18 protein-coding genes, 1 tRNA gene and 1 pseudogene are annotated in these 24,662 nt (G+C 64.3%); 8 read left to right on the top strand and 12 right to left on the bottom strand.

Going from position 1 to position 24,662, the window contains the following annotated elements:
- Positions 1–238 precede the first annotated feature (238 nt).
- On the bottom strand, positions 239–775 hold the full coding sequence (locus tag P6U27_RS26895) for a GntR family transcriptional regulator (RefSeq protein ID WP_407194486.1): 537 nt from the start codon (positions 773–775) through the stop codon (positions 239–241).
- A 462-nt stretch (positions 776–1,237) separates the two neighbouring features.
- Here P6U27_RS26895 and P6U27_RS26890 point away from each other — a divergent pair, with 462 nt between their 5' ends.
- The 5 genes from P6U27_RS26890 to P6U27_RS26870 are packed head-to-tail and all read left to right on the top strand — an operon-like array spanning position 1,238 to position 6,171.
- A complete protein-coding gene (locus P6U27_RS26890; protein WP_407192832.1) occupies positions 1,238–2,173 on the top strand; it encodes a hydroxymethylglutaryl-CoA lyase in 936 nt (311 codons plus the stop codon).
- Complete coding sequence (locus tag P6U27_RS26885; protein WP_407192831.1) at positions 2,170–3,384, top strand: CaiB/BaiF CoA transferase family protein; 1,215 nt, start codon at positions 2,170–2,172, stop codon at positions 3,382–3,384. The genes P6U27_RS26890 and P6U27_RS26885 overlap by 4 nt, the downstream gene beginning before the upstream one ends.
- Before the next feature lie 41 nt (positions 3,385–3,425).
- Positions 3,426–4,472, top strand: coding sequence for an ABC transporter substrate-binding protein (locus tag P6U27_RS26880; protein WP_407192830.1), 1,047 nt, complete (start codon positions 3,426–3,428; stop codon positions 4,470–4,472).
- The gene (locus P6U27_RS26875; protein WP_407192829.1) at positions 4,469–5,317 is read left to right on the top strand and encodes an ABC transporter ATP-binding protein; all 849 of its coding nucleotides are present in this window, start codon (positions 4,469–4,471) and stop codon (positions 5,315–5,317) included. Before P6U27_RS26880 ends, P6U27_RS26875 begins: the two co-directional genes overlap by 4 nt.
- Positions 5,318–5,319: 2 nt before the next feature.
- Positions 5,320–6,171, top strand: a complete 852-nt coding sequence (locus tag P6U27_RS26870) for an ABC transporter permease (RefSeq protein ID WP_407192828.1) — start codon at positions 5,320–5,322, stop codon at positions 6,169–6,171.
- Between the two features lie 66 nt (positions 6,172–6,237).
- Here P6U27_RS26870 and P6U27_RS26865 read toward each other — a convergent pair whose 3' ends face one another.
- From P6U27_RS26865 to P6U27_RS26835, 7 genes are all read right to left on the bottom strand, one after another.
- A complete protein-coding gene (locus P6U27_RS26865; protein ID WP_407192827.1) occupies positions 6,238–7,485 on the bottom strand; it encodes a class I SAM-dependent RNA methyltransferase in 1,248 nt (415 codons plus the stop codon).
- The gene (locus P6U27_RS26860) at positions 7,478–8,212 is read right to left on the bottom strand and encodes a TlyA family RNA methyltransferase (RefSeq protein ID WP_407192826.1); all 735 of its coding nucleotides are present in this window, start codon (positions 8,210–8,212) and stop codon (positions 7,478–7,480) included. The genes P6U27_RS26865 and P6U27_RS26860 overlap by 8 nt, the downstream gene beginning before the upstream one ends.
- 432 nt (positions 8,213–8,644) lie before the next feature.
- Entirely contained in the window at positions 8,645–10,573 is a 1,929-nt protein-coding gene (gene dxs, locus P6U27_RS26855) for a 1-deoxy-D-xylulose-5-phosphate synthase (protein WP_122406805.1), read from the bottom strand.
- A 630-nt stretch (positions 10,574–11,203) separates the two neighbouring features.
- A complete protein-coding gene (locus P6U27_RS26850) occupies positions 11,204–11,455 on the bottom strand; it encodes an exodeoxyribonuclease VII small subunit (protein WP_122404671.1) in 252 nt (83 codons plus the stop codon).
- Positions 11,456–11,529: 74 nt separating this feature from the next.
- Positions 11,530–12,459, bottom strand: a complete 930-nt coding sequence (locus P6U27_RS26845; RefSeq protein ID WP_129143872.1) for a histone deacetylase family protein — start codon at positions 12,457–12,459, stop codon at positions 11,530–11,532.
- Between the two features lie 122 nt (positions 12,460–12,581).
- Positions 12,582–14,237 (bottom strand): bifunctional metallophosphatase/5'-nucleotidase, encoded by a 1,656-nt coding sequence (locus P6U27_RS26840; RefSeq protein ID WP_407192825.1) that lies wholly within the window; start codon positions 14,235–14,237, stop codon positions 12,582–12,584.
- A gap of 201 nt (positions 14,238–14,438) precedes the next feature.
- Entirely contained in the window at positions 14,439–15,197 is a 759-nt protein-coding gene (locus P6U27_RS26835) for an enoyl-CoA hydratase-related protein (RefSeq protein WP_407192824.1), read from the bottom strand.
- 246 nt (positions 15,198–15,443) lie between these two features.
- On the opposite strand from P6U27_RS26835, the pseudogene P6U27_RS26830 reads away from it, so the two are divergent.
- Positions 15,444–16,693 (top strand): annotated as a pseudogene (locus P6U27_RS26830) (MFS transporter).
- Positions 16,694–16,825: 132 nt separating this feature from the next.
- Here P6U27_RS26830 and P6U27_RS26825 read toward each other — a convergent pair.
- On the bottom strand, positions 16,826–18,604 hold the full coding sequence (locus tag P6U27_RS26825) for an acyl-CoA dehydrogenase (protein WP_407192823.1): 1,779 nt from the start codon (positions 18,602–18,604) through the stop codon (positions 16,826–16,828).
- 250 nt (positions 18,605–18,854) lie between these two features.
- Here P6U27_RS26825 and P6U27_RS26820 point away from each other — a divergent pair.
- Both P6U27_RS26820 and P6U27_RS26815 read left to right on the top strand, forming a co-directional pair.
- Positions 18,855–18,929 (top strand) — tRNA-Gln (locus P6U27_RS26820).
- A 102-nt stretch (positions 18,930–19,031) separates the two neighbouring features.
- On the top strand, positions 19,032–21,029 hold the full coding sequence (locus P6U27_RS26815; protein ID WP_407192822.1) for a DUF6538 domain-containing protein: 1,998 nt from the start codon (positions 19,032–19,034) through the stop codon (positions 21,027–21,029).
- A gap of 345 nt (positions 21,030–21,374) precedes the next feature.
- On the opposite strand, the gene P6U27_RS26810 is transcribed toward P6U27_RS26815, so the two are convergent.
- The 3 genes from P6U27_RS26810 to P6U27_RS26800 all read right to left on the bottom strand — a co-directional run bounded on the left by P6U27_RS26810 (position 21,375) and on the right by P6U27_RS26800 (position 23,952).
- Positions 21,375–22,580, bottom strand: coding sequence for an integrase core domain-containing protein (locus P6U27_RS26810; protein ID WP_122400437.1), 1,206 nt, complete (start codon positions 22,578–22,580; stop codon positions 21,375–21,377).
- 57 nt (positions 22,581–22,637) lie between these two features.
- On the bottom strand, positions 22,638–23,048 hold the full coding sequence (locus P6U27_RS26805; protein WP_181956126.1) for a hypothetical protein: 411 nt from the start codon (positions 23,046–23,048) through the stop codon (positions 22,638–22,640).
- 724 nt (positions 23,049–23,772) lie between these two features.
- Positions 23,773–23,952, bottom strand: a complete 180-nt coding sequence (locus tag P6U27_RS26800) for a hypothetical protein (RefSeq protein ID WP_122404665.1) — start codon at positions 23,950–23,952, stop codon at positions 23,773–23,775.
- Positions 23,953–24,662: the final 710 nt, after the last annotated feature.

Genomic DNA, 24,662 nt, shown 5'->3' with positions numbered 1-24,662 from the left:
TGAAACAGTTTTCCAAAAAGGTCGTGCTCCGAAAAAGAACTAGAGCGCGCGCGAGCGCCTCCGCCTCGTTGAAGCGGATCCAGCTGACGAGCTCGCGCATGAATGCTTTGTCGCGCATTTGCGCCGAGTTGCCTTCGAGCACATAGTTGGCGACCCCAGCGATCGCGGCGCGTTCGGTTGTCAGGATCGCCGCGACGTTCGGCTCATGACAGCGTGCCGGGCAATTTCGGTTTGAGCATCACGACACGCCCGCCACCAGCGGGCGTTGCAAGTGCCTGGCCATCAGGTCCGCCGCCTCGGCGTAGCGTCGGGTTTCCAGAACGTCGAGCAGGCGCAGATGCTCGCGCACATGGCGCCGCATGCCGTCGCGATCGGCGAAGCTGCGATAGGCGAACAGGCGCCTGATCGAGTTCACGCGCTTGAGCGCTTCGAGGAAGAATGGATTGCCGGCGCCACGGACGATCTCTTCATGGAATTCGCAGCCGGAGTGAAAGATCTCGCCGATCGTCATCTTCTCGAGTTCGCCGTCGAAGACGCGCTGTTGGCGTTCGCGCAAGCGAATGATCACCTCCTGCGGCAGCGCAAAGCCGGGCTGCAAGATCGCCGCCGGCTCGATCACCGCGCGAAAGGCCTTGGCCTGCGCTTGAGCTTCGGGACTCGAGACCGTCTCCGCGAAGCGCCAGCCGTAGCCGGGCAGGCGTGCGATCCAGCCCTCGACGGCGATTCGGTCGAGCAGCCGCTGCAGCTCGGCCCGGCTCAGACCGTAGCGGCGCATCAGCTCAGCCTCCGTGACGTTGGCTGTGAGCCGGCTCGCGAGCACATCGCCTGCAATGGTCGCATATACCTGCTCGTTGCGCCTGACGGCCGCGAGCGCCGGTTGGGCGGCGCCGCTGGTGGGATTCTTGGCCAGCACGAAGCCGCGATGCGGTTCGCCGCGCGCCAGCCCCGCCGCTTCCAGGGCCTTCAGGCCGAGCCGGATCGGCGCGCGTGAAAGGTCCAGCGCGTCCGCAAGCCGTTGTTCGATCAGGCGGTCGCCGGCTTTCATGCCCTCGCGGCGGGCGAGCGCCATGATCAGGCCGGCGAGATGTTCGGCGCGCTCGGAACCGTTCTTCTCGTTGCGCTGTCGGGAACTGTCGGATGCGATCATTGCAGTGCACGCAAGCTTTAGGGCTTGACAGACTGTCTCACAGATTGTTCTTTTATGCAATAATATACAATCTGTCAGGGGAGAGCTCAGATGGCGAGCACGCCCGATGTCCACATTTGCGAGGTCGCTCCCCGCGATGGTCTCCAGAACCTGGACACCTTCGTTCCGACCGAAGCCAAATGCGCGCTGATCGACACGATCGCCGCTGCGGGCGTACGCGAGATCGATGCCGGCTCCTTTGTCCCGGCGAAGGTCGTGCCGCAATTCGCCGACGTCGACGTGGTGATGGCGCATGCGCTCACGCACAAATCGGCGACCATCGGCGCGCTGGTGCCGAACCAGAAGGGCGCCGAGCGCGCCATCGCGGCCGGCGTCAACGCCGTCTATTTCGTCATCTCGGCGAGCGAAACGCACAATCGCGCCAACGTGCGCCGCACGATAGAAGAGCAGATCGAGGGATTTCGCGCGGTCCGCGCCGCGATCGACGCCCGGCCAGCGGATCAGCGGCCGTTCTTGATGGGCGCGATCTCCACCTCCTTCGGTTGCTCGCTGGAAGGTGAGGTGAGCGAATCGGCCGTATGCCGTGTGGCACGCGGTTTTGCTGAAGCCCAAGCCGATGAGATCGGGCTTGCCGACACAGTCGGCTATGCGACGCCGAAATCGGTCCGGCAGATCGTTGCTGGCGTGCAGCGCGAGGTCGGGTCACAAATGACGCTGCGGCTGCATCTGCACGATACGCTCGGGGCCGGCCTTGCCAATGCCGTCGCCGGCCTCGAAGCGGGCATTCGCCGCTTCGATGCCGCAGTGTCCGGCCTCGGTGGCTGTCCCTTTGCTCCCGGCGCGCGCGGCAACATCGTCACCGAGGATCTGGTGTTCATGCTGGAGCGCATGGGACTTTCGACCGGCATCGACATCGATCGCCTGATGCAGACGCGCGAGATTCTCGCCCGCCATATCCCGGCAAAACATTTGACCGGGCATCTGCACGAGGCCGGTGTTCCCAAGGTTCTGCGGAGCGCGGCATGACCATGGCTGCGCGTGAGACCGCATCGGAGCTTCGTCCGCTGGCGGGCATTCGGGTGATCGAGTTCAGCCAGATGGTGATGGGGCCGAGCTGCGGCCTGATCCTCGCCGATCTCGGCGCCGACGTGATCAAGGTCGAGCCGCCCAAGGGGGACCGCACCCGCACCTTCAAAGGGCCCGCCGCCGGCTTCTTTGCAACCTACAGCCGCAACAAGCGCAGCATCGCGCTGGATACGTCGACTGCGGAAGGTCAGGACGTGGCGCGCAGGCTGATCGAGAACAGCGACGTCCTGATCGAGAACTTCCGGCCGGGCCTGTTGAAGCGGATCGGCCTCGACTACGAGAGTGTCGCGGCCTTTGCACCACGCCTGATCTATTGCTCGCTCAAGGGCTATCTGCCCGGCCCGTACGAGAACCGCCTGGCGCTCGACGAAGTCGTGCAGATGATGGGCGGCCTCGCCTATATGACCGGCTTGCCCGACCGTCCCATGCGCGCCGGCGCCTCGGTCAACGATGTCATGGGCGGAATGTTCGGCGTGATCGCGATCCAGGCCGCGCTGGCCGAGCGGCAGCGCACCGGCCGCGGCCGCTACATCCAGAGTGCGCTGTACGAGAACAACGTGTTCCTGATGGCGCAGGCCATGATGTGCGAGGTGGTCAGCGGTCAGCCCTCGATCCCGTATTCGATCAAGGATAGCCCGTGGCCGGTCTACGATCTCTTCGACACCCGGGACGGCTCTAAACTGTTCGTCACCATCGTCGGTGAAGAGCAATGGGAAGCGTTCTGCCGCGCCTTCGATCGCGAAGCCTGGCTCGCTGATCCGCGCTTTGCGACGAGCAACGACCGCGTCGATCATCGCAGCTGGCTGATCCCCGAGATCGCGAAGATTTTCGAGCAATGGGACAAGGCCGATCTCGCCACGCGCCTCGAGCAGCTCGATCTGCCTTATGCACCGGTGAACAAGCCCGGCGATCTCTTCGAGGATCCGCATCTCAACCGTTCGGGTGGCCTGACCGACATTCGGCTTCCCGACGGTCGCGAGGCCAAGACGCCGCTATTGCCGATTTCCATGGATGGAAGGCGCCTGCCCAACCGCTACGATCCTCCCGGGATCGGCGAACATAGCGGTGAGATCCTGAGCGAGATCGGCATGTCGCCGAATGAGATCGAAGCACTGCGACAAGCAGGGACGGTCAAGGTCGCGCCGCCCTGACCGATCGGCGCGATCGAGCAGAACCAAGGGAGGAGGAGCACATGAACATGACAAGGCGCCAGGCGCTGATCGCGGGCTCAGCATGGGCCGGCGCATCGCTGCTGCCGGGGCAGCTGCGCGCCGAGGCCAAGCAGGTCTCGCTCGCCTTCGGGCCGGTGTCGCCGGTCTACGCCATCGGCATGATCGCGGAGCTGAAGGGGTACTTCAAGGACGAAGGGCTCGATTCCAAGCTCGTTACCGGCAATGCCGGCACATTCGGCCGCCAGACGTTGGCGGCAGGGCAGGCGCTGTTCGCCCACGGTGACGCCAGCCATCCACTTCAGCTCGGTGCGCGCGGGAAGCCGTGCAAGATCCTGCTCGCGACCGAGATGGTATGCTCCTACGCCAACATCATGGTCCGGCAGGACCTCTATGACAGCGGCATCAATTCGGTCGAGAAGCTCGCGGACTATAAGCGCGCGGATGGCGCCAAGCCGATCGTCGCCGCGACCGCCATCGGATCCGGCACCTGGGTGTTCGGCACTTATGTGTTCGAGGCGCGCGGGCTGAGCAGCAAGGTGAACTGGGTCGCAGGCGGCGGGCCCAACACGATGTTCCCTTCGCTGCAGACCAAGCAGTTCGACGCCATCATGGCGCCGCCGAGCTGGATCGTCGAGGTCGAGAAAAAGGGCCTTGGCAAAACGATCTACGACACGTCCAAGCTGGGTGTGTTTGAAAAGGATTTCGGCGGGACGCTGCCCGTGCTGGTGATCTACACGCTCCAGGACACGGTCGAGCAGGACAAGGCGATGGTGCAGGCCTATGTCAACGCGATCTATCGCGCCATGGCCTTTGTGAAGGCAACGCCGCTCGCGGAGGTGCAGGCGCTGGTCACGCCGAAATATTTCTCAGGGATAGATCCGGACGCGGTCAGCGCCGAGCTCGGATTCGACAAGTCGACCTGGGCCTATGACGGCGTCATCGACAGGGCTTCGTTCGAACGCGGCGCCAAGCCCTGGTACCGCAAGGGGACCGACATTCCCGAGACCAGATACGAGGATGTCGTCGACATGAGCTTCCTTCAGACGGCCAGGGCGAAATACAAATGATCGCCCCGCCAGGCCAGGGCCTCGCGCTCGCGCGCGGCGACGTTCCAGCAGCGGCGGCGCGCACGCGCATTGCCGTGCAGGGGCTTGCCAAGCGCTTCAACGCGTCCGGACGCGAGTTCGTCGCGGTGGATGACGTGTCCTTCGAGGTCAAGCAGGGCGAATTCGTCGCGCTGCTCGGTCCATCCGGCTGCGGCAAGAGCACCATGCTCAACATGGTCGCGGGGCTGCTGCCGCGCTCGGGCGGGCGCATCCTGATCGACGAGGACACGGTGGAGACCGGCAAGGTCAACCCCAGGGTGGGTTATGTCTTCCAGCGCGATACGCTGTTCCCGTGGCGAACCGTGGAGCAGAACATCGGCTATGGGCTGGAGATCGCGGGATTGCCGAAGACCGAGCGCGCGGGCCGCGTTGCTTCGGCCGTCGAGAAGGCCGGCCTCTCGGGCTTTGCGCAGAGCTTTCCGCGCATGCTGTCCGGCGGCATGCGCCAGCGCGTCGCCTTGATGCGCACGCTGATCCTGGAGCCCGAGATCCTGCTCATGGACGAGCCGTTCGGTGCGCTCGATACCCACACCAAGCTCGAGATGCACAAGACGCTGCTGGAGATCTGGGAGCGCGAGCGGCAGACCGTGCTGTTCGTGACGCACGATCTCGGCGAAGCGTTGACGCTGGCGAGCCGCATCATCCTGCTGTCGGCGCGGCCCGGGCGTCTCAAGGAAGATTTCGACGTCGCCATCCCGCGCCCGCGCGATCCCGTGGCCGTGCGCGAGACCGCCGAGTTCGGCCGCCTCTATTCCCACATCTGGCATTCCCTCGGCGAAGAATTCCGCCGCACCAGGGCCGACTGATCATGTCCAACAGCCGCACCGTCATCCTGCTCTGGCAACTGGCCATTCTCGCAGCCATTCTCGTCATCTGGCAGTGGGGCTTCGAATGGAGCAGGGCGCTGCTGCCGAAAGCCTACGTGCCGAAGATCCTCGATCCCTATTTCGTCGCCAGGCCATCGCTGATCTGGCAAAGTTTTCTGCGGCTTGGCTGCTTCTCCGACGCGGCCGGCTTTTCCGCCTGCATCACGGGCAGCGACAACAATCTGTGGCTTGCGACGCTCGTCACCCTGAAGAACACCTGGTGGGGCTTTCTGTTCGGCTCGGCGAGCGGCATCGCAGCCGGCCTGGTCCTCGGCCGTTCGGACTTCCTTGCCCGCGTGTTCGGACCCTACATCGTGGCGCTCAACTCGATACCGCGCATCGCGCTGGTGCCCCTCGTCATCCTGATCTTCGGCCTCGGCGATCTCTCCAAGATCGCGACGGCATGGCTCGTCGTGTTCTTCGTGGTGTTCTTCAACACCTTCGAGGGAACGCGTGGGGTCGACCGCGATCAGATCGCCGCCGCCCGTCTGCTCGGCGCCAGCGAATTCACGGTGCTGCGCACGGTCGTGATTCCCTCCGCGCTCGCCTGGGTGTTTGCGTCGCTGCTGCCGGCGGTGTCGTTTGCGCTGATCGGCGTCATCGTCGGAGAATTCATCGGCGCCGAACGCGGGCTCGGCAAGCTCATCATCGAGGCCGAGGCCCGCGCCAATGCCAGCGAGATGATGGTCGCCATCTTCGTCATGATGTTCGTCGGGATCCTGTTGGCGATTGCGGTGCGCTCGCTGCAGTCCTACCTGTTGCGATGGCAGCCGCAATTCGAGCCGTCGGCGTAGAGCACGGTCCCGAAAAGTGCGCAGCGGTTTTCCGGAAAGATCATACTCGAACAGTAGAGTCCGGCGTCATCGGCTGAACCGTGCCACCAGCTCCACGTGCGGCGTGTGGCGGAACTGATCGACCGGCACCACCGTTTCCAGCCGATAGCCTCCGTCCATCAGCAGCCGCGCGTCGCGGGCAAAGGTTGCGGCGTTGCAGGACACCGCGACCACGACGCGCACCTTGCTCGCGGCGAGCTTGAGCGCCTGCGCCTGCGCGCCCTGGCGCGGCGGGTCGAACACCACGGCGTCGAAGTCGCGCAGCTCCTGCGGCACCAGGGGGCGGCGGAACAGATCGCGCGGCTCGCACCTGATCGGCTTCAGGCCCGGTGTGCGCGCGGCTTTCGTGAGGGCCGCGATGGCACCGGCGTCGCTGTCATAGGCGGTGACGCGGGCCTTCTCGGCGAGCCGCAGAGCGAACGGGCCGACGCCGCAGAAGAGATCGGCGACCTCCTTGGCTTTGCCGATGCGCTCAGTGACGAGCGCCGCAAGCGTCTCCTCGCCCGCCACCGTCGCCTGCAGGAATGAACCTGGCGGCAGCGTCACCTCCGCGCGGCCCATCTTCACCGTCGGTGGCAGGCGCTGCAGCACCAGCTCGCCGTGCCGCGTCAGTCGCGCCAGGCGATGCTGCTCGGCGACACGCGACAGCGCCGCGACCAGCGGCGTCGGCAGCGGGCCGGAGCCGCGCACGTCGACGTCGAGGCCGTTGGCGGTCGCAGTGACCTGGATGTCGAGCGGCTTCGTCACCGGCATCTTGGAGGTCAGCGGCTCGGCCAGTGCCCAGGCGGCATCGAGCGCGCCCTCGAGTGTGGGATCGAGGATGGGACAGCGATGAATCGGAATGACGTCATGCGAGCTCGTTGCGGAGAAGCCGACCTTGAGGATGTCATGCGTGCCGAACCGGCCGTGCAGCGTGATGCGGCGGCGTCCGGCGCCGTGGGCATCGACCAGCGGCGCCACCTCGCAATCGACGCCGGCCTGCGCCAGCGTGTCCACCACGATATCGCGTTTCCAAGCGCGATACGGCTCGGCCGCCCAATGCTGGATGGCGCAGCCGCCACAGACTCCGAAATGCGGACAGAATGGCGCAATGCGTTCGGGACTTGCGATCTCCACCGCGAGCAGCTTGCGGCGGTCGGGATGGTGGCCCACGACGTGATCGACTTCGACAGTCTCACCGCCGAGCGTGTAGGGCACGTAGATTGCTTCGCCGGCATCGAGGCAGACGCCGTCGCCGCGATGGCCGACATGATCGATGGTCAGCCGTTCAACCACGGCGCGCGCCCAGAAAGAATTCGATATTGCCGTCACCGCCGGTGATCGAGGAGGGGAACACCTCGATGTCTGTGCAGCCGAGCGAAGCGGCAAAGGCCGCGATGTCGTCGCAGATCTCCTGGTGCACGGCGGCGTTGCGGATGATGCCCTTCTTGTTGTGCTTCCGGTCCGCCTCGAATTGCGGCTTGATCAGCGCCAACAGGCTCATCGGCGCGGCCGCCAGCGACAGTGCCACCGGCAGCACCGCCTTCAGCGAGATGAAGCTGACATCGATGACGACCACATCGGGCCGCGCCGGCAGGCGCTTGCCCTCGTAACTGCGGATGTCGGTCTCCTCCATCGAGACGATCTTGGGATGATCGCGCAGCGAGGGATGCAGCTGGCTGCTGCCGACATCGATTGCGAACACCAGGCTGGCGCCGTTCGCCAGCAGCACCTCGGTGAAGCCTCCGGTGGAGGCGCCGACGTCGAGGCAGACGTGGTCCTCGATATCAATCGGGTAGCGCTCCAGCGCTCCGGCGAGCTTGAGGCCGCCGCGGGAGACGTAGGGGTGCGCGGGCTCGGCCTGGATCACCGCGTCCTCAGCGATCGTCTCCGACGGTTTCGAAACCTGCTTGTCGTCAGCCGTGACGAGCCCGGCTTCGATCGCCGCGCGTGCACGCGCCCGGCTCTCGAACAGGCCGCGCTCGACCAGCAATGTATCAGCGCGCTTGCGGGGACGGGGCATCGGATCTCCGGGGCGGTGAAACGCTAAAGCATGATCCGGAAAAGTGCGAAGCGGTTTTCCGGAAAGATCATGCGTAAACAACAAGCTAAAGCGCGATGACGATTCATCCAAATCTCATCGCGCTTTAATGTAGCGATCAATCGCGCGGCCGCCATCCGGACTCAAGCCTCGAACTCGGCAGATCGTGCTGGACATCGATGGACGCATCATGACCGGCACCACCAGCGGTTGGCTGACACGGCCGACATTTTCATGAAGCGAGAAGTGCTGGGATCGAGATCTGCGCCACGGCGCATGCTCTGCTCCCTCCCTCGCTTGCGGGGAAGGCTCAGGGAGAGGGTGTCTCCGCGAGGAAGAACTTTCTACAGGAGAAAGCCCCACCCGAAGCTGAGCGTCACCTCTCCCGCAAGAAAAGCGAAAGAGGTGAAACCATCAGGCCAGCTTGACCGTCTCGGTCTTCACATCCTTGCCGAGCGCCTCGAACACCTTGGCGACGATGCCCTTGGCGTCGAGGCCGGCGCGGGCGTACATCGCCGCCGGCGTGTCGTGGTCCTGGAACACGTCGGGCAGCACCATCGAGCGGAACTTGACCATGCCCGTATCGAGCACGCCCTGGTCCGTCAGGAACTGCGCGACATGCGAGCCGAAGCCGCCGATCGAGCCTTCTTCGATCGTGATCAGGATCTCGTGGTCGCGCGCGAGCTTGAGCACCAGCTCGGTGTCGAGCGGCTTCATGAAGCGCGCATCGGCGATCGTGGTCGACAGGCCGTGGGCGGCAAGCTCATCAGCGGCCTTCTCGCATTCGGCGAGGCGGGTGCCGAAGGAGAGCAGGGCGATCTTGCTGCCCTGGCGGATCATGCGGCCCTTGCCGATCTCGAGCGGAATGCCGACCTCGGGCATCTCGACGCCGCGACCTTCGCCGCGCGGATAGCGCAGCGAGCTCGGACGGTCGTTGATCGCGACCTGGGTCGCCACCATGTGCACGAGCTCGGCCTCATCCGCCGCCGCCATGATCACCATGTTCGGCAGGCAGCCGAGATAGGCGTTGTCGAACGAGCCGGCATGGGTCGCGCCGTCGGCGCCGACGAGGCCCGCGCGGTCGATCGCGAAGCGGACAGGCAGACTCTGGATCGCGACGTCATGCACGATCTGATCGTAGCCGCGCTGCAGGAAGGTCGAGTAGATCGCGCAGAACGGCTTGTAGCCTTCGGTCGCAAGACCGGCGGCGAACGTCACCGCGTGCTGCTCGGCGATGCCGACGTCGAAGGTGCGGTCGGGGAAGGCCTTGTTGAAGATGTCGACGCCGGTGCCCGACGGCATCGCCGCGGTGATGGCGACGATCTTGTCGTCCTTCTGCGCTTCCTTGACGAGGCTCTGGCCGAATACGTTCTGATAGGCCGGCGCGTTCGGCTTGGCCTTGGCCTGGGTGCCGGTCGCAACGTCGAACTTGACGACGGCATGGTACTTGTCCGCGGACGCTTCCGCCGGGCCGTAGCCCTTGCCCTTCTGCGTCACGACATGGACCAGGATCGGGCCGGTCTCCATGTCGCGGACGTTCTTCAGCACGGGCAGCAGATGGTCGAGATTGTGGCCATCGATCGGGCCGACATAGTAGAAGCCGAGCTCCTCGAACAGCGTGCCGCCGTCCATCATGAAGCCGCGGGAATATTCTTCGACGCGATTGGCGCGGTTGGCGAGTATCTTGGGCAGGCGCTTGTTGATCTGCTTGGCGGCATCGCGCAGCGTGCGATAGGTCTTGCCCGAGTAGAGCCGCGACAGATAGGCGCTCATGGCGCCGACCGGCGGCGCGATCGACATGTCGTTGTCGTTGAGGATGACGATCAGGCGCGAGTTCATCGCACCGGCATTGTTCATGGCCTCATAGGCCATGCCGGCCGACATCGCGCCGTCACCGATCACGGCGATGACGTTGTTCTTGCCGCCGGAGAGGTCGCGCGCCACGGCCATGCCGAGGCCGGCGGAGATCGAGGTCGAGGAATGCGCCGCGCCGAACGGATCGTAGTCGCTCTCGCTGCGCTTGGTGAAGCCGGACAGGCCGCCGCCGGTGCGCAGCGTGCGAATGCGGTCGCGCCGGCCGGTGAGGATCTTGTGCGGATAGGCCTGGTGGCCGACGTCCCAGATCAGCCGATCGCGCGGCGTGTCAAAGACGTAGTGGATCGCCGTTGTGAGCTCGACCACGCCGAGGCCTGCGCCGAAGTGACCGCCGGTCACCGAGACTGCATCGATGGTCTCCTGCCGCAGCTCGTCGGCCACCTGGCGAATCTGCTCGACCTTGAGCTTGCGCAGGTCTTCCGGCGTCCGGATGGTGTCGAGAAGCGGCGTCTTACTGTATGCGTTCACGGCGATTTCCAATTTGTCAGCGCCGGAAGGTCATTCCGGTGCGCGATGGGTTTGCACAATATCGGCGCAGCGCGAGTCCTCAAACCGTCGGAGCCACCTGCACGGGGAATGCCCCGTCTTCAAGCTTAGGTAAGCTTAGGTGCGCTCCGGTTCAGTCTCTGTGATCCCTGTCACTCAGATCGGCTTCGTCCGTCCCAAGCCAATTTCATTAGCAATTTGAAGCGCTTGCCGTCGGTGATCGGTGCCCACGCAAGGCTTGCAAAAAGCCACACTCCGCGCAGCTTTACACCAAAGCTTGGGCCAAAGCCAACCCGCCGGACCGATTGTGGGTATGCAGGTGTAACTGGCGGGCCACATTGGTTAACCGTAGCCCGGGATAAGTGGCTCCGGCCCTGCTCGTTCCCTGGCAGGCTTTTTTGGCCTGAATGAGAGCTTTTTCGCCCTCAACGGCCGATTCTAGAAGGGGGACGGCATCGATCCGCCGGCACGGAAACCGCGATGCTTTTCGAGAACGGCGCCGTGCAATCCTGAAAACGAAGCGGCGTCCACGCGCCCGTGAAGGCGTCTCGCGGGGGGGGGCCTGCGTCGTCAGGCGACTGAGCGGGAAAGTCTAGGCTTCACTCCGGACGATTACTGGACGTCGAGCGGAGCAGTGCCCGTGGCCTGGCCGCTGGCATCGGTGGTGATCTTGTCGACGCGCGCCTCGGCTTGGCGCAGCAATTCCTCGCAGCGCCGCTTCAGGGCCTCGCCGCGCTCGTAGATCGTCACGGATTCCTCAAGCGGCACCTTGCCCTCTTCGAGCCGCTTCACGATCGTTTCGAGTTCCTCGATCGCGCGCTCGAAGGTGAGCCTGGAGACGTCGATTTGAGTATTTTCGGCCATATCCGTTTCCGATTGCCCGATTCGCCTTCACCTTGGAGAAAGCAGAGTTTTGCGGGCGTAATGTGGCGGGTGCGTCAAGCGCCCATCAGGGCGCCGACATGCGCCGTAACAGATTCTTTCAGTCCTTGCAGGTCATAGCCGCCCTCGAGCACCGAAACAATGCGGCCTCCGGCGGTCTTGTCGGCGAGATCCATCAGCTTGCGCGTCACCCAGGCATAATCCTCCGCGCGCAGGTTCAGCGAAGCCAGCGGATCGCGATAGTGTGCGTCGAAGCCCGCGGAGATGATCAGGAGCTCGGGGCTGAATTTTTCGAGGTGCGGCAGGATCAGATTCTCGAACGCGGAGCGGAATTCCGGGCCGCCGTCCTCGGAGGCGAGCGGCGCATTGACGATGGTGTCGTGGTCGCCGCGCTCGCTCTTCGCGCCGGTCCCTGGAAACAGCGGCATCTGGTGCGTCGAGCAGTACATCACGGTCGGGTCCGACCAGAAGATGTCCTGCGTGCCGTTGCCGTGATGCACGTCGAAATCGACGATGGCCGCCCGCTTGATGCCGTATTTGCGCTGGGCATGGCGCGCGGCGATGGCGACGTTGTCGAAGAAGCAGAAGCCCATCGGCTTGCCGATCTCGGCATGATGGCCGGGCGGGCGCACCGCGACGAATGCGTTGCGATGCTGGCCCGCCATCACCGCTTCGGTCGCCGCCACCGCACCGCCGACGCCGCGCATCACCGCCTCCCAGGTGCCCGGCGACATCGAGGTGTCGCCGTCGATATAGACCTGCCCGCTCGTCGGGGCGATGTGGCGCAGCTCGGTGACGTAATGCTCGTTGTGGCAGAGCGTGACGAGATCGAGATCGCCCTCCGGCGCTTCCTCGCGCGCCAGGAACTGGAAGCGCTCGTGCGACAAAGCTTCTTCCACCGCGCGCAGACGATCCGGCCTCTCGGGGTGTCCCGGCGGCGTGACATGGTCGAGGCAGGCCTTGTGGGAAAGGAGAAGCGTGCTCATCAGGTCGGCCTCATGGGATGCGGGCTTTTGACGTGGTTGGCGCATCGGGCGCCAAAACGCAATGCAAAACCCAATCTAAGCGCTTGGCCGGGAATGGCAAAGGGCCGCCCGTTTGATCCGGATCAATTCACGCGCAGGATGCGGGTGGGCGGTAGCGGGCCGATCGGCCCGTGCGCCCGGAAAAACGCGAACAGCGCGTCCGCGTCGTAGCCGCCATATTGCGGCGCCGTGCCCTGCTTGGCGACGGTAAACCCGTCTCCGCCGACGGCGAGGTAATCGTTGAGCGTGACGCGGTAGCCGCTTCCAGCTTCGATCGGCCTGCCGTTGAGCGTCATGTTCTCGAGGCTGACGCGCTCGCCGAATGGCTTTGATGCATCCCAGGTATAGCTGAACCCGTTCGACACCTGGAGAATCCGCGGCCGCTTCGGGTCCAGCCATTGCTGCTCGAGCATGTCCTTGAGCTGGCTGCCCGTCAGCGTCATGGTAACGAGGCGGTTGCGGAACGGCTGGCTGGCAAAGACATCGCCGAACGTGATCGCGCCATTCTCCTTCGGAACGATGTCGGTGCGGATGCCGCCGGGATTGGTGAGCGCGATGACAGCGCTGCCATCCTTCGCATCGCGAGTTGCGAGCAATTGCGCGTCGGCAATGATATCGCCAAGCGCGCTTTCGCCGGCCTCGTTCGGCACGCGCGACAGCGTCTGCGTCGCCGAACCAGCCGGCCGGTTGGCGATCGGCGCAGAGAGCTTGTCGTAGGCGTCGATCAATGCGGTCTGCTCGGGATCCTTGGCCAGCGAAGCGTTGGCGACGATGACATTCTCGGCCCTGGCGCCGACGATGTCGCGCGTTGTGGGATCGAGCTTGAGGTCGATCGCGGTGACCAGCGTGCCGAATTTGTCGCCGCTGGTGACGAGCCGTCCGTCGATATCGCAGACATAGGCGCGGTGGGTGTGGCCGCTGACGACGACGTCGACGGCGCGGTCGAACTTCTTGACGATATCGACGATCGGACCCGTGATGGCAGGGCATTCATTGTAGTCGCCGGCGGGTTCGCCGCCCTGATGGATCAGCACCACGATCGCTTCGACGCCGCGCGCCTTCAGCTGCGGCACGAGCGCGTTCACCGTCTCGGCCTCGTCGCGGAATTCGAGCCCGGCAATGCCCGCTGGCGAGACGATGCCGGCGGTTTCCTTCAACGTCAGCCCGATGAAGGCGACGGGGATGCCGTCGAACTCCCTGATCTCGTAGGGCGGCAGCACGCTCTTGCCGGTCGCGGTCTCGACGGTGGACGCCGCGAGGTAACGGAATCTGGCGCCCGTGAAGGGATGCGGTCCCTGGCAGCCGTCGACCGGATGGCAGCCGCCGTTCTGCATCCGCAAGAGTTCGGCCTTGCCCTCGTCGAATTCGTGATTGCCGACCGAGCTGATCGCAAGGCCCATCATCGAGAGCGACTCGATCGAGGGCTCGTCGTGGAACATCGCCGACAGGAACGGGCTCGCGCCGATCAGATCGCCGGCCGCGACGAAGATGGTGTTCTTGCGCCCTTCGCGCAGCTGCTTCACCAGTGTCGCCATGTACTCGGCGCCGCCGGCCGCCACCATCACTTTCTTGGTCTTGTCCTCAGGGTCATTGATGCGGATGCCGCCCGGCGGCGGCCGCAGATTGCCGTGGAAATCGTTGATCGCGAGAATGCGCAGCTCGACGGGGGCCGCGGTCTGGGCAGAGGCGGGAAGGACGCAGGTCAGCGCGAGTGCGGCGAGAATGGATCGGTATCGCATGGAACCGACACTAGTCGGTCCGCGCGAAGATTTCACGAAGCATTGTCGTGAACGTGCCGCACTTTCTTCCTTCTCCCCTTGTGGGAAAAGGTGGCGCGGACGAAGTCCGCGACGGATGAGGGGCCTCCTCCGAGCCCTCGATGCGGCATCGTTCGCTCACCCGTCTCGCCGCTAGCCCACAAGGAGAGAGGGAGGAGGGGCCTACCGCTTCTTCCTGTTCGCGAATGCGTTGAACGCGGCAATCGCCTCATCCGACTTCAGTCGCTCGCCGAACAGATGACCTTCCTGGTCGATGCGGCGGGTCAACTCCTCTGGCGGGGCGCGCAGCAGCTTGCGCGAGGTTGCGACGGCCTCGGCCGGCAGCCGGCAGATCTCGCGCGCCACCTTGCGCGCCTCGACCTCGGTGTGTCCCGGCGAGACCACGGTGTTGACGAAGCCTGCGGCCTGCGCCTCCGCGGCGGTGAAGGTCCGGCCCATCACCAGCAGCGCGAAGGCGCGCTGGTAGCCCATCGTGCTCGGCATCACGAGGCTGGCGGCACCGACCGGCACGAGCCCGAGATGGATGTAAGGTGCGGAGAAGGTCGCAGCGTTCGAGGCCAGCACATAGTCGCAGTGGAACAACATCACGGTGCCCATCCCGATCGAGGCGCCGTCGACGGCTGCGATGATCGGCTTGGCATTGAGGGCGAGGGAATAGAGGAATTTGGCGCCGTTCGACAGCATCTCGGGGCGCGATGCGTCGGCGTGGAGAAAATCGTCGATGTCGTCCCCGGCGGTGAAGACGCCGGAGCCGCCGGTGATGATCATGCAGCGGATGTCCGGATTGTTCTGGGCGGTGTCGATCGCGCGGCTCATCTCCCGGTACATGTCCTGGGTGATCGCGTTCTTCTTGCCCGGACGGCGCAGGGTGATCACGCGCGTTCCGCGCTCTTCGGTGACGATGATGTTGCCATTCGGCATGAGAGCCCCCCTGCGCGCCGCGGCGCTTGCCGCTCGCGAGTGTCGCGAAGCAACAGCCTACATCATCTCACAGGCGTGCCAATGCGCTCGCTCAATCTTTCGGCGGCGAATTCCCATAAGTTTGATGCATGGCACCTGCCGCCGTCGCGTCTCGCAACAATTGGCTACAATGTTTCATTTGAAAAACCGGTGGTTGTGGGGCACGATCCGGCGCCCGTTCCATTCGATGGACTGCCCGATTTGACGATTGCGGCAACCCATATTGACGAATCCTCGCTGCACTACCGCGGCTGGCGCGTCGTGCTGGCCTGCTTCCTGATGGCCTTCTTCATGTTCGGTTTCGGGCTCTACGGCCAGGGGGTCTATCTCGCCGAGCTGCAGCGTGCCCATGGCTGGCCGGGCACGCTGGTTTCCGCGGCCAGCACCTTCTCGTTTCTCCTGACCTCCGTGCTGGTCGTCTTCACCGATGGTCTGCTCGAGCGAATCGGGTTGCGCTCGCTGATCCTGTGCGGCCTGGTGGCGCTCGGCGCCTCGACGGTGCTGCTGGCGCTGATGCAGACGCCATGGCAGCTCTATCTCGCTTATGCGCTGATGTCGGTCGGTTGGACCGGTATGGGCACCGTTGTGATTGCGATCCTGCTGAATTCCTGGTTCGAGCGCCGCCGCGGGCTCGCGCTCAGCCTCGCCTTCAACGGCGCGACCTGCGGCGGCATCATCCTCGCGCCGCTGCTGCTGTCGCTGACCGGCAGCATCGGCTTCCGTTCCGCGATGCTGGCGGCCACGCTCGCGATGATGGTGCTGGTGCTGCCGGTGGTCGTGACCTGCATCGGCTGGCCCACCGGGATGTCGCTGGCATCGGGCGGGCGTCCGCGCGCCGGCGGTGCGGCCGCACCAAGCCATCCCCGCAAAGCGTTGCTCGCCAATGCGGCGTTCTGGACCATGGTGCTGCCGATCGCGATCGCGCTGCTGGCGCAGATGGGATTCATCATCCACCAGGTGACCTTTCTGGAGCCGTTGATCGGGCGCGCCAGTGCCGGCCTTGCCGTGACCATCATGGCGGCGATGGCGATCGTCGGCCGCCTGTCGCTTGCCTGTTCGTCGACCGGCTCGATCCGCGGCTCGCCTGTGCGGCGTCGATGACGAGCCAGGCGGCGGCACTGTTCGTGCTTCTCCAAAGCACGAGTCCGACCGTTCTGCTGGCCTGCTGTGCCGTTTACGGCTTTTCAATCGGCAACATGATCACGTTCCCGCCCTTGATCATCCAGCGCGAGATCGGCGCTGCCGCCTTCGCCGCCGCAATGGGACTGGGCACCTCGATCAGCGGCATCGTCAGCGCCTTCGGCCCTGGCATCATCGGTCTCGTGCGCAGCCTCACGGGCAATTACACGACGGCGTTTGCGATGTGCGTCGTGCTCGATCTCGTGGCGGCCGGAGTCGTGCTGTGGCGGCCGGGGAGAAGGGTGGAGGAAACGCCAAATTTATCAACGTCGCCCTGAGGTGGCCGCTTCTTGCGGCCCTCGAAGGGCGATGCCCGGCTGCATCCCGGCCGTTCATCCTTCGAGGCTCGCGATGCGTTCGCATCCCGAGCCTCGCACCTCAGGATGAAGGATCAAGAGCGACGCGCCCACTTACCCCAGCAGCACCGCGTCCGCCGCTGCGACCGACTCCGCGCTCTCCGTCACGGTGCGCTCGAGCGCTCCCGCCTGCACCGCGATGTTCTCGGCAAAGAAGCGCGCGAGCGCGACGTAGCGCGCAGCGTCCGTATTGGCTTCGGCCTTGGCGGCGAGCGCCTCGGAGGCGAGCAGGCAGCCGCCGAGTGTCGCGCCGAACTGTTGCAAGTAGGGCGTCGCACCCGCAAGCGCCTCGTTTGGTGCGGAGGCAACGCGCTCCAGCAGCCATTTGCTGGTGCGCGTGACTGCCTCCAGCGCCTCGCGCAGCTTCGCACCCGTGGTGCCGAAACCGGGATCGTTGGAGGCCTCGACCTGCTTGACGGTCGCGGAGAGCTCGTCGAGCAGCGCCCACACCGCCGCGCCGCCATTGGCCGCGAGCTTGCGCGTGACGAGATCGATCGCCTGGATGCCGTTGGTGCCCTCGTAGATCGCGGTGATCCGGGCATCGCGGTAGTGCTGGGCCGCGCCGGTCTCCTCGATGAAGCCCATGCCGCCATGCACCTGCACGCCGAGATAGGCGACCTCGTTGCCGATATCGGTGGAATAGGCCTTGGCCATCGGCGTCAGCAGCGCCGCGCGTGCCGCCGCATCGGCGCGCACCTTCGCGTCCTCGGCGCGCGTCGAGACGTCGATGGCGACTGCGGTCGCATAGCAGATGGTGCGCGCGGCCGCAGTCTGCGCCCGCATCCGCATCAGCATGCGTTTGACGTCGGGATGCACGAAGATCGCATCAGAGCCGTCGCCCGTCTTGCCGACCGCGCGGCCCTGCTTGCGCTCCTGCGCATACGACAACGCCTGCTGGTAAGCGCGGTCGGCAACGCCGACGCCTTCCAGGCCGACGCCGAGGCGGGCCTGGTTCATCATCGTGAACATGCAGCGCATGCCCTGGTTCTCTTCGCCGATCAGGAAGCCGATGGCGCCGCCATGATCGCCCATGGTCATGGTGCAGGTCGGCGAAGCATGCATGCCCAGCTTGTGCTCGACACCGCTCGCATAGATGTCGTTGCGCTGCCCGAGCGAGCCGTCCTTGTTGACCATGAACTTGGGCACGAGGAACAGCGAGATGCCCTTGGTGCCGGCGGGCGCATCGGGCAGACGCGCCAGCACGAAATGCACGATGTTGTCGGTCATGTCGTGCTCGCCATAGGTGATGAAGATCTTCGTCCCCTTGATGCGATAGGTGCCGTCGGGCTGCTTTTCGGCGCGGGTGCGCAGCGCGCCGACGTCGGAGCCGGCCTGCGGCTCGGTCAGCTGCATCGTGCCGGTCCATTCGCCGGAGACGAGCTTTTCGAGATAGATCTTCTTCAGCTCGTCGCTGCCATGCGCGTCCAGCGCCTCGATCGCCGATGCCGTCAGCAGCGGGCAGAGCCCGAAGGCGACATTGGCCGCGCTCCAGATCTCGGTGCAGGCGGCGTTGATCGCGAGCGGCAGGCCCTGGCCGCCGAAATCTTCGGGGCCGGACACCGCGTTCCAGCGGCCCTCGGTCCAGCGCTTGTAGGCGTCAGGCCAGCCCGGCGCGGTCGTCACCTTGCCGCCCTCGAGCTTGATGCCGTGCTCGTCGCCGACCTTGTTGAGCGGCGCCAGGACGTCGGATGCGAACTTGCCGGCTTCCTCAAGCACGGCGGCCGCGAGGTCGGCGTCGAAATCGCCATAATGGCCGGCCTCCACGGCGGCCTTGAGGCCCGCGCCATGGTTGAGCGACAGCAGCATGTCAGAAATCGGCGCGCGGTAGGTCATGGCTCACTCCCGAGGACAATTGTTGGCGCCGTATTCCCATGAAACGGGGGCGGTCTCAACTGGGTGGACGTCGGGATGGCTGGGCCGGAACGGGGCGGCCGTTGGGCTCGGAATAGTGTGTGGGCCGCCAGCGGACTGGGCCAGGGGTATTTTGCCCCTCCAGACGGTTGAAATGACGCGCCGCTCCCTATAGACCGGCTGCGACCGACGGGAATCTGCGGTAGCCGGTTCTACCCCGTTCGCCGTCTGTTGGGGCGTAGCCAAGCGGTAAGGCAGCGGATTTTGATTCCGCCATTCGGAGGTTCGATCCCTCCCGCCCCAGCCAGAGAGCCCTCCGCGCCTGAAAATCCTGATGAATTCGGCCTGGCTGGGGAGCTGAGGCACAGCTCTGCGACACATTCCTGCTGCACAGGGTGTCGCTCGAACCATGGCTTTCCACATCTTTCGCCGCGAAGCGGTCTACTACTGGCGGCGCCGGACCCCTCGTGCGCTTGCCATTCGCTTCGGCCGCCCGCATGTTTCCATGAGCCTTCGGACGACGAGCCGCCTTGCCGCCCGTCGCCTGGCCACCCAACTCAACCTGACCTTGGACGACATCGCGATGTTTGCCGACGGCGCCGACCCGCATCTGACGCGATCTCAAATCGAGACAATGCTCCATGCCGTCGTCGACCGGCATCTGGCCAAGCTCGACCGGGTGGCCCTTGCAGCCAAGAGCGGGCCCGGCTTCGACGTCGCCCAGGCGAAAGCCTACGACAAAAGGGCTTATTGGGCTTATGCGCTGTTGGACGCCCAGGGCGTCACGGCCGTCGTACGCGACGAGGATCGCGAGCGCATGGCCGCCGACGGGCTCTCCGAGCTCGACATCGAGGCGGTCCAGGACCACCTGGCCATGCTCCGCGTCAACGAACTCGTCCCGACGAAGCACTACATCCTGCGGGGCATGATCGAGGGCGTCGCGGCAAAGCCGACCGCCATGAATCTCGCCGTGGCCCAGGGGACCTATCTTCGCGGGATGAAGCTGGCGCTGGCCCAGTCCGACCGGCGCTACGGTGGAGCGAGGATCGAGGACGACGGGCTGGTGGATCGCATGATGCTCGCCGAGAGCGATCCACCGAAGCCGGCTTCATCGATTGTGAATCGTTCGGTGGATCGCCCCGCCGATCCACCGAAGGTCGACGCTCCCACGATCCCGCAGTTCATTCCGATGGCCGACTTTGCCCAATTTGCTGACCGCGTCGTCCAGCAGAATGACGCGGACGAGCACTGGGACGAAAAAACCCAGCGGCAGGCGAAGAGCATCGCAAACCTGTTCGTCAAGTTCATGGTCCAGGATCAGCGCATTCTCGATCTCGGCCTGCTGCGTCAGCAACACGTCGGCAAGTTCGTCGATTTCTTGCGTTTCGACATCTACAAGCACTACGGCAAGTCGACGCGGGACGAGCAACTGACGATCGAGCAGCTTCGCGAGAAGGGGCGATCCGTCGTGCAGGCCAAGCGTGGGATCGGTGGCGGCACGCTCAATCGCCATGCGACCTTCCTCGGCCAGATCTTCGACCACGCCATCGCGCGCGGTGTGAAGAGCCTGGAAAGCATCGATCTGACCAAACTGCGCGCAAAGAGCCGCAGCAAGAACAAGCGCGCCCGCGACGAGAGGCGCAAGCTCCCCATCGACAGCGCGAAGGCGATCTTTCAGACGCCGCCGTTCATCAACTGCGCCGGCTGGGACGATCTCGGGAAGTGGGGCGAGCAGGGTGGGGCTCTGATCTTCCATTGCGCGCTCTACTTCGTTCCGATCCTCATCTACTACTCCGGTGCGCGGCGCGAGGAGCTTTGCGGTGCGATGGTGGACGACATCATCTTCGATCGCGAGGGGTGCATACCGTACATCCACATCGGGGCCAATGAGCAGCGGCGCATCAAGAACGCCCAATCGAAGCGAAACATCCCCCTCCATCCGGAGCTGATCCGGTTGGGCTTCCTCGATTATGTCAGGAAGATCAGGGCGCTCGGATACAAGCTCCTCTTCCCCGATCTATACTCTCCCAGCACCCGGTCGCCACTCGGCAATCGCTTCTACAAGCTGTTCAAGCCGATCCTCACGGCAGCTAAAATCACCGAAGAGGGGCTGGGCGCGCATGCCGTGCGCCATCTCTTCGGCGCGCAGCTGAAGAAGAAGCTGCTGTCAAAGGAGGACCGCGCGGACCTTCTCGGGCATGGCGGCGACAGCGAGACCAGCGAGCGCTACTGCGAGCCCCATGAGCTCGACACCCTGTTCGAGTTCATCATGAAACTCGACGTGGTCACCGACCATCTCGAACCGCAGGCCGTGAACTTGATACCGTGGGTCGAAAGCATGCAGGTCGCGCCGTTCTCCCAGCCATCGCGTGCTAAAAAGCCGCTGGTTAGAGCACGGGGATCATAATCCTGGGGTCGGGGGTTCGAGTCCCTCCCCCGCTACCAAGAAAACCGTGTCCGGCCCGGAGACATGGGTAACGAAACGTACCTAAGAGATGGGTGACAACCTCGTGCCGATCGGGTTGTCGCGGGGTTTCAAAGTCATCTGCTCCAAGTTCGCTTCAAATTGAGATGGCCTGCAATCTGCTGCATTTCAGCGTGACGCATTCATGGCACGGCTATTTTTGCTCGGCTCGCGCTATCGCCGTCAACCCCGCACGTGCCGCGCCCCTTCGGGCTTCGGGGGTTGACCGCGACAGCGGAGCCAAGCAAGTGGCCTTCCATGCCAAGAATGCACAAGAGCGCGTCTCCGTCAGGGCGCCGTGGTCGTGGCGGGGACATCGGTGATGGGCCTCGGACCGAACGGGTTGTCGAGAGGTTGCAAGGTCTTCTGTTCGAGATCGAAATAGCCGAGATCGTAATGCATGAAGCTGACGAGCCAGATGCCCTCGTCGACCTCCTTGATGCCGAGCTTCTGGCCAGCCAGGACGGTTGAGATGTTGATCCTCTTGCGATGCAGGCAGAGGCGGCCGCAGGCAGTGACGACGACGTCGCGGTCGTGGAAGGGATAGCTCAACTCCGGCAGGCCGGCATAGGCCCGCGCTGAGGCCGTGTAGACCTCGGCAGGGCACTTCATGCCGAGCGCCTCGTGGGGGCGCTCGGTATTGAACTCGTGCACGAAGGCATCGAAGCGCTCCTGCTGTTGCAGGCTGTTGAAGCCAGGCGGCCTGGTGGCCTCCTTCTTGAGGGTGAGGTGCATGCGCTCGTGCCGGCCATTTTGTTGCGGATGACCTGGCTTGATGCGCTCGATGGCGATACCGAGGCGGAGCCACCATACCGAGAGCTTGGAAAGATTGAACAAGGCATTGGGACTGGCAAACGGCACGCCATTGTCGGACCGAATGGCAAGCGGCAGGCCGCGCTCGCGGAACAGGCGCTCGAAGGCGGTCATGGCAGGCTCCTCGCGCGTGGAGTCGAGCGCCTCGCACAGCAGCAGGAAGCGCGCGGCATGATCGCTGACGGTCAGCGGGAAGCAGTAATGGCTGTTGCCAAGCTTGAACTCGCCTTTGAAGTCGGCGCACCAGACATCGTTCGGGGCAGTCCCTTGCGATAGCGACGTGCCGCGCGCGCGATGGCGCGGCCCGCCGCCCCGCCTGACCAGGCCGTGGCGATCGAGCACCGCATGAATGGTGCTTTTGGCCGGCACCCGGACATCGCCGTCGAGCCGTCGCACCAGGAGTTCGCGGATCTTGCGGGCCCCCCAATGCGGCTTCTCGGCCTTGAGCTGGACAATCAGCGTCTCGATCTGGGCCGGCAGTTGATTGGCGTAGCGAACCGGCCGCCTGGAGCGGTCGCTCAGCGCCTCCAGGCCATGTTCCTTGTAGCGATCGAAAATCTTGTAGCCGGTCTTACGGGAGATGCCGAACTCCCGGCAGACATCCGTCATGGCTTCCCCGTCCAACAGGCGGGCGACAAAGCGAAGGCGCTCCTCCATTACCGAACTCGCTTTCCACGGCATCCACACCTCCCGCAGAACAAAAGCGGAAAGTGTAACCCATGTGCCCGGTACGTTCTGTCACCTATGTCTCGGGCCGCTCACCCCCGACATAGCCATATTCGGAAACAGGGCCGGATTGTCGCACAGAGCGGCCAGTCGGCCCTTGACGTCGATGCGAACGCGACGATCATCCTCAACGCTGGCCTTGGACCCTGCGCCCCCCGGCCGGCTCGGACTGGCATGCACGATGATCGCGGTCACCAGTTCACGGATCGTTGCAAACTCGGTTGCGCTGCCACGCTTGAACTCTTCGGCCAACTCCCGGACTGCGCGTTTGTAGCGGTCGAGAGCCTTAGGATGAAGCGTGATGACGTTGTCGGCTTCGTTGGTCTCCTCAAGTTGCGCGGCGAGCGCCTTGCGATCGGCCTCCAGTTCATTCATTCGCGGGATGAGCGCGTCGGTAGCCATCCCTTTCACGATGAAATCCACGATGCGCTTGATCTCGCGCTCGATCTCGCCCAGGCGTCCCTCGATCCGGGTGCGTTCGGTGCTCGCCTCTTGTTAATCAGGTCAATCAGCCCGGTCTTGGGGGACGGGAACTGCGTGGCGGTTCTGCGTAAGAAGTCGGGTGATCGGGCCAAACTCGCTCCGCGCAGTCATCAGAACAGGTCTGATGTCTGGCCGATCCCTAATACCCAATGACCCAAACGGAAAGGAAACCGACGCGACAAGGGCGGAGCGCACACGCCGCACGCCAAGCCAACCGACGCCGCAATGGCGGAGCGCAAGCCGCACGCGGGGGGGGAGCAAAAATGTTGCGCCGCGGCGGCCCCCGCGACCGCACCGGCCGGTCGTACGCAATGGGATTAAATTCCTAAAAGGGGGTTGCGCATTTTGACGACGTTTAGCCCAGGAGGTCCACCATGGAAACCGCGGCGAAGGGGCTTTCACCGATTGGCCGCCGCCCAGCGCATGCGGGAACACCGCGCGCGCCAGGCGAGATACGCCGGCGAGTTGGAGCAAAGCTTGGGCGATGATGGAGCGGCCGTCCGCGATCTTGCACTAACTCGCCGATCATGGCTCTACGGTAATCGACGACGTCAACGATCGTAAGGCACGGGGGATGTAACCGGCCTGATGATCTTGAAAGGCCCCGGCGGAGTGAGCACGCCGGGGCATTTCTTTTGACAGTCTATGGGCGCGCGGCTCCCGCCTAGCGCTGATGGCCCAAACCAATTCCAAGGCTGAGAGCCTTCTGCCTCAACGAGCCCTCGGAGCGCTTCATCAGCTTCGAGAGTTTGGCAACGGGGGTGCGGGCCTTGGAATGCGCCTTGAGCAGCTTCACGTCGTCTTTGGTGTACTCTTTGCGCTTGCTCTTCGTCTTTTTTGCCACGTGATGTTCTCCGGCCCTTCACGCGATATATCGATGCCGTGTACTACGATGTCGCCATGACGCTGTCCACCGTGTCGCGCATTTAAGCGTACCCTGGATGGTCGCAGAGATCGATCAGATTATCTTGGGCGTGGAGACACACAAGGCGTTAACGATGGAGCGCGCACGCCGGAAGCGGTGGCAGCGCGCTGTTGAGGCCGGCTCCGCGCAAGTCGAAATCATCAATGCTTGCCTACCAACAAACTTGAGCTGTCAGTTCGTTGCCGGCTAACCAACATCAGCCAACGGTTGCCTAGCAACAGGAAACATCAATCTGACGTTGGTTGGCAACGTAATCGATCTGAGTTGATGTTTAGTGAGCGTAGCAGTCGATCCTCTTTCAAAAACTTTTAGTCGCCGAGATCAATCGGTTGCATCGGTAAAGCCCTACTTACACGCGGCGTTCGCAGGGTAGCTCGCTCTTCGATTGATCGACGAGTGCGGTGCTTTGAGCCTATCATTCGCTCAGGTTGATCGAGTGGGTTTCTCGCACCATCCAGCGCCGATATAGACCAGTGCCATCACTTGACGGGCGTCACGCTCGTCCATAACGGCCAGCGTCTGCAAGGCCAGTGTAAAGCGAGCGTCAACCGAATGCGCGCCCCGCAATGTTTGCGGGGCGCGCATTGCATCTGAAGAGGTCAGGATAAGAAGATTGTTCGCAACGCGGG

It is taken from the genome of Bradyrhizobium sp. STM 3566 (assembly GCF_045571445.1).
Taxonomy (GTDB): Bacteria; Pseudomonadota; Alphaproteobacteria; order Rhizobiales; family Xanthobacteraceae; genus Bradyrhizobium; species Bradyrhizobium vignae.
This window is presented reverse-complemented; position numbering and strand designations above follow the sequence as displayed.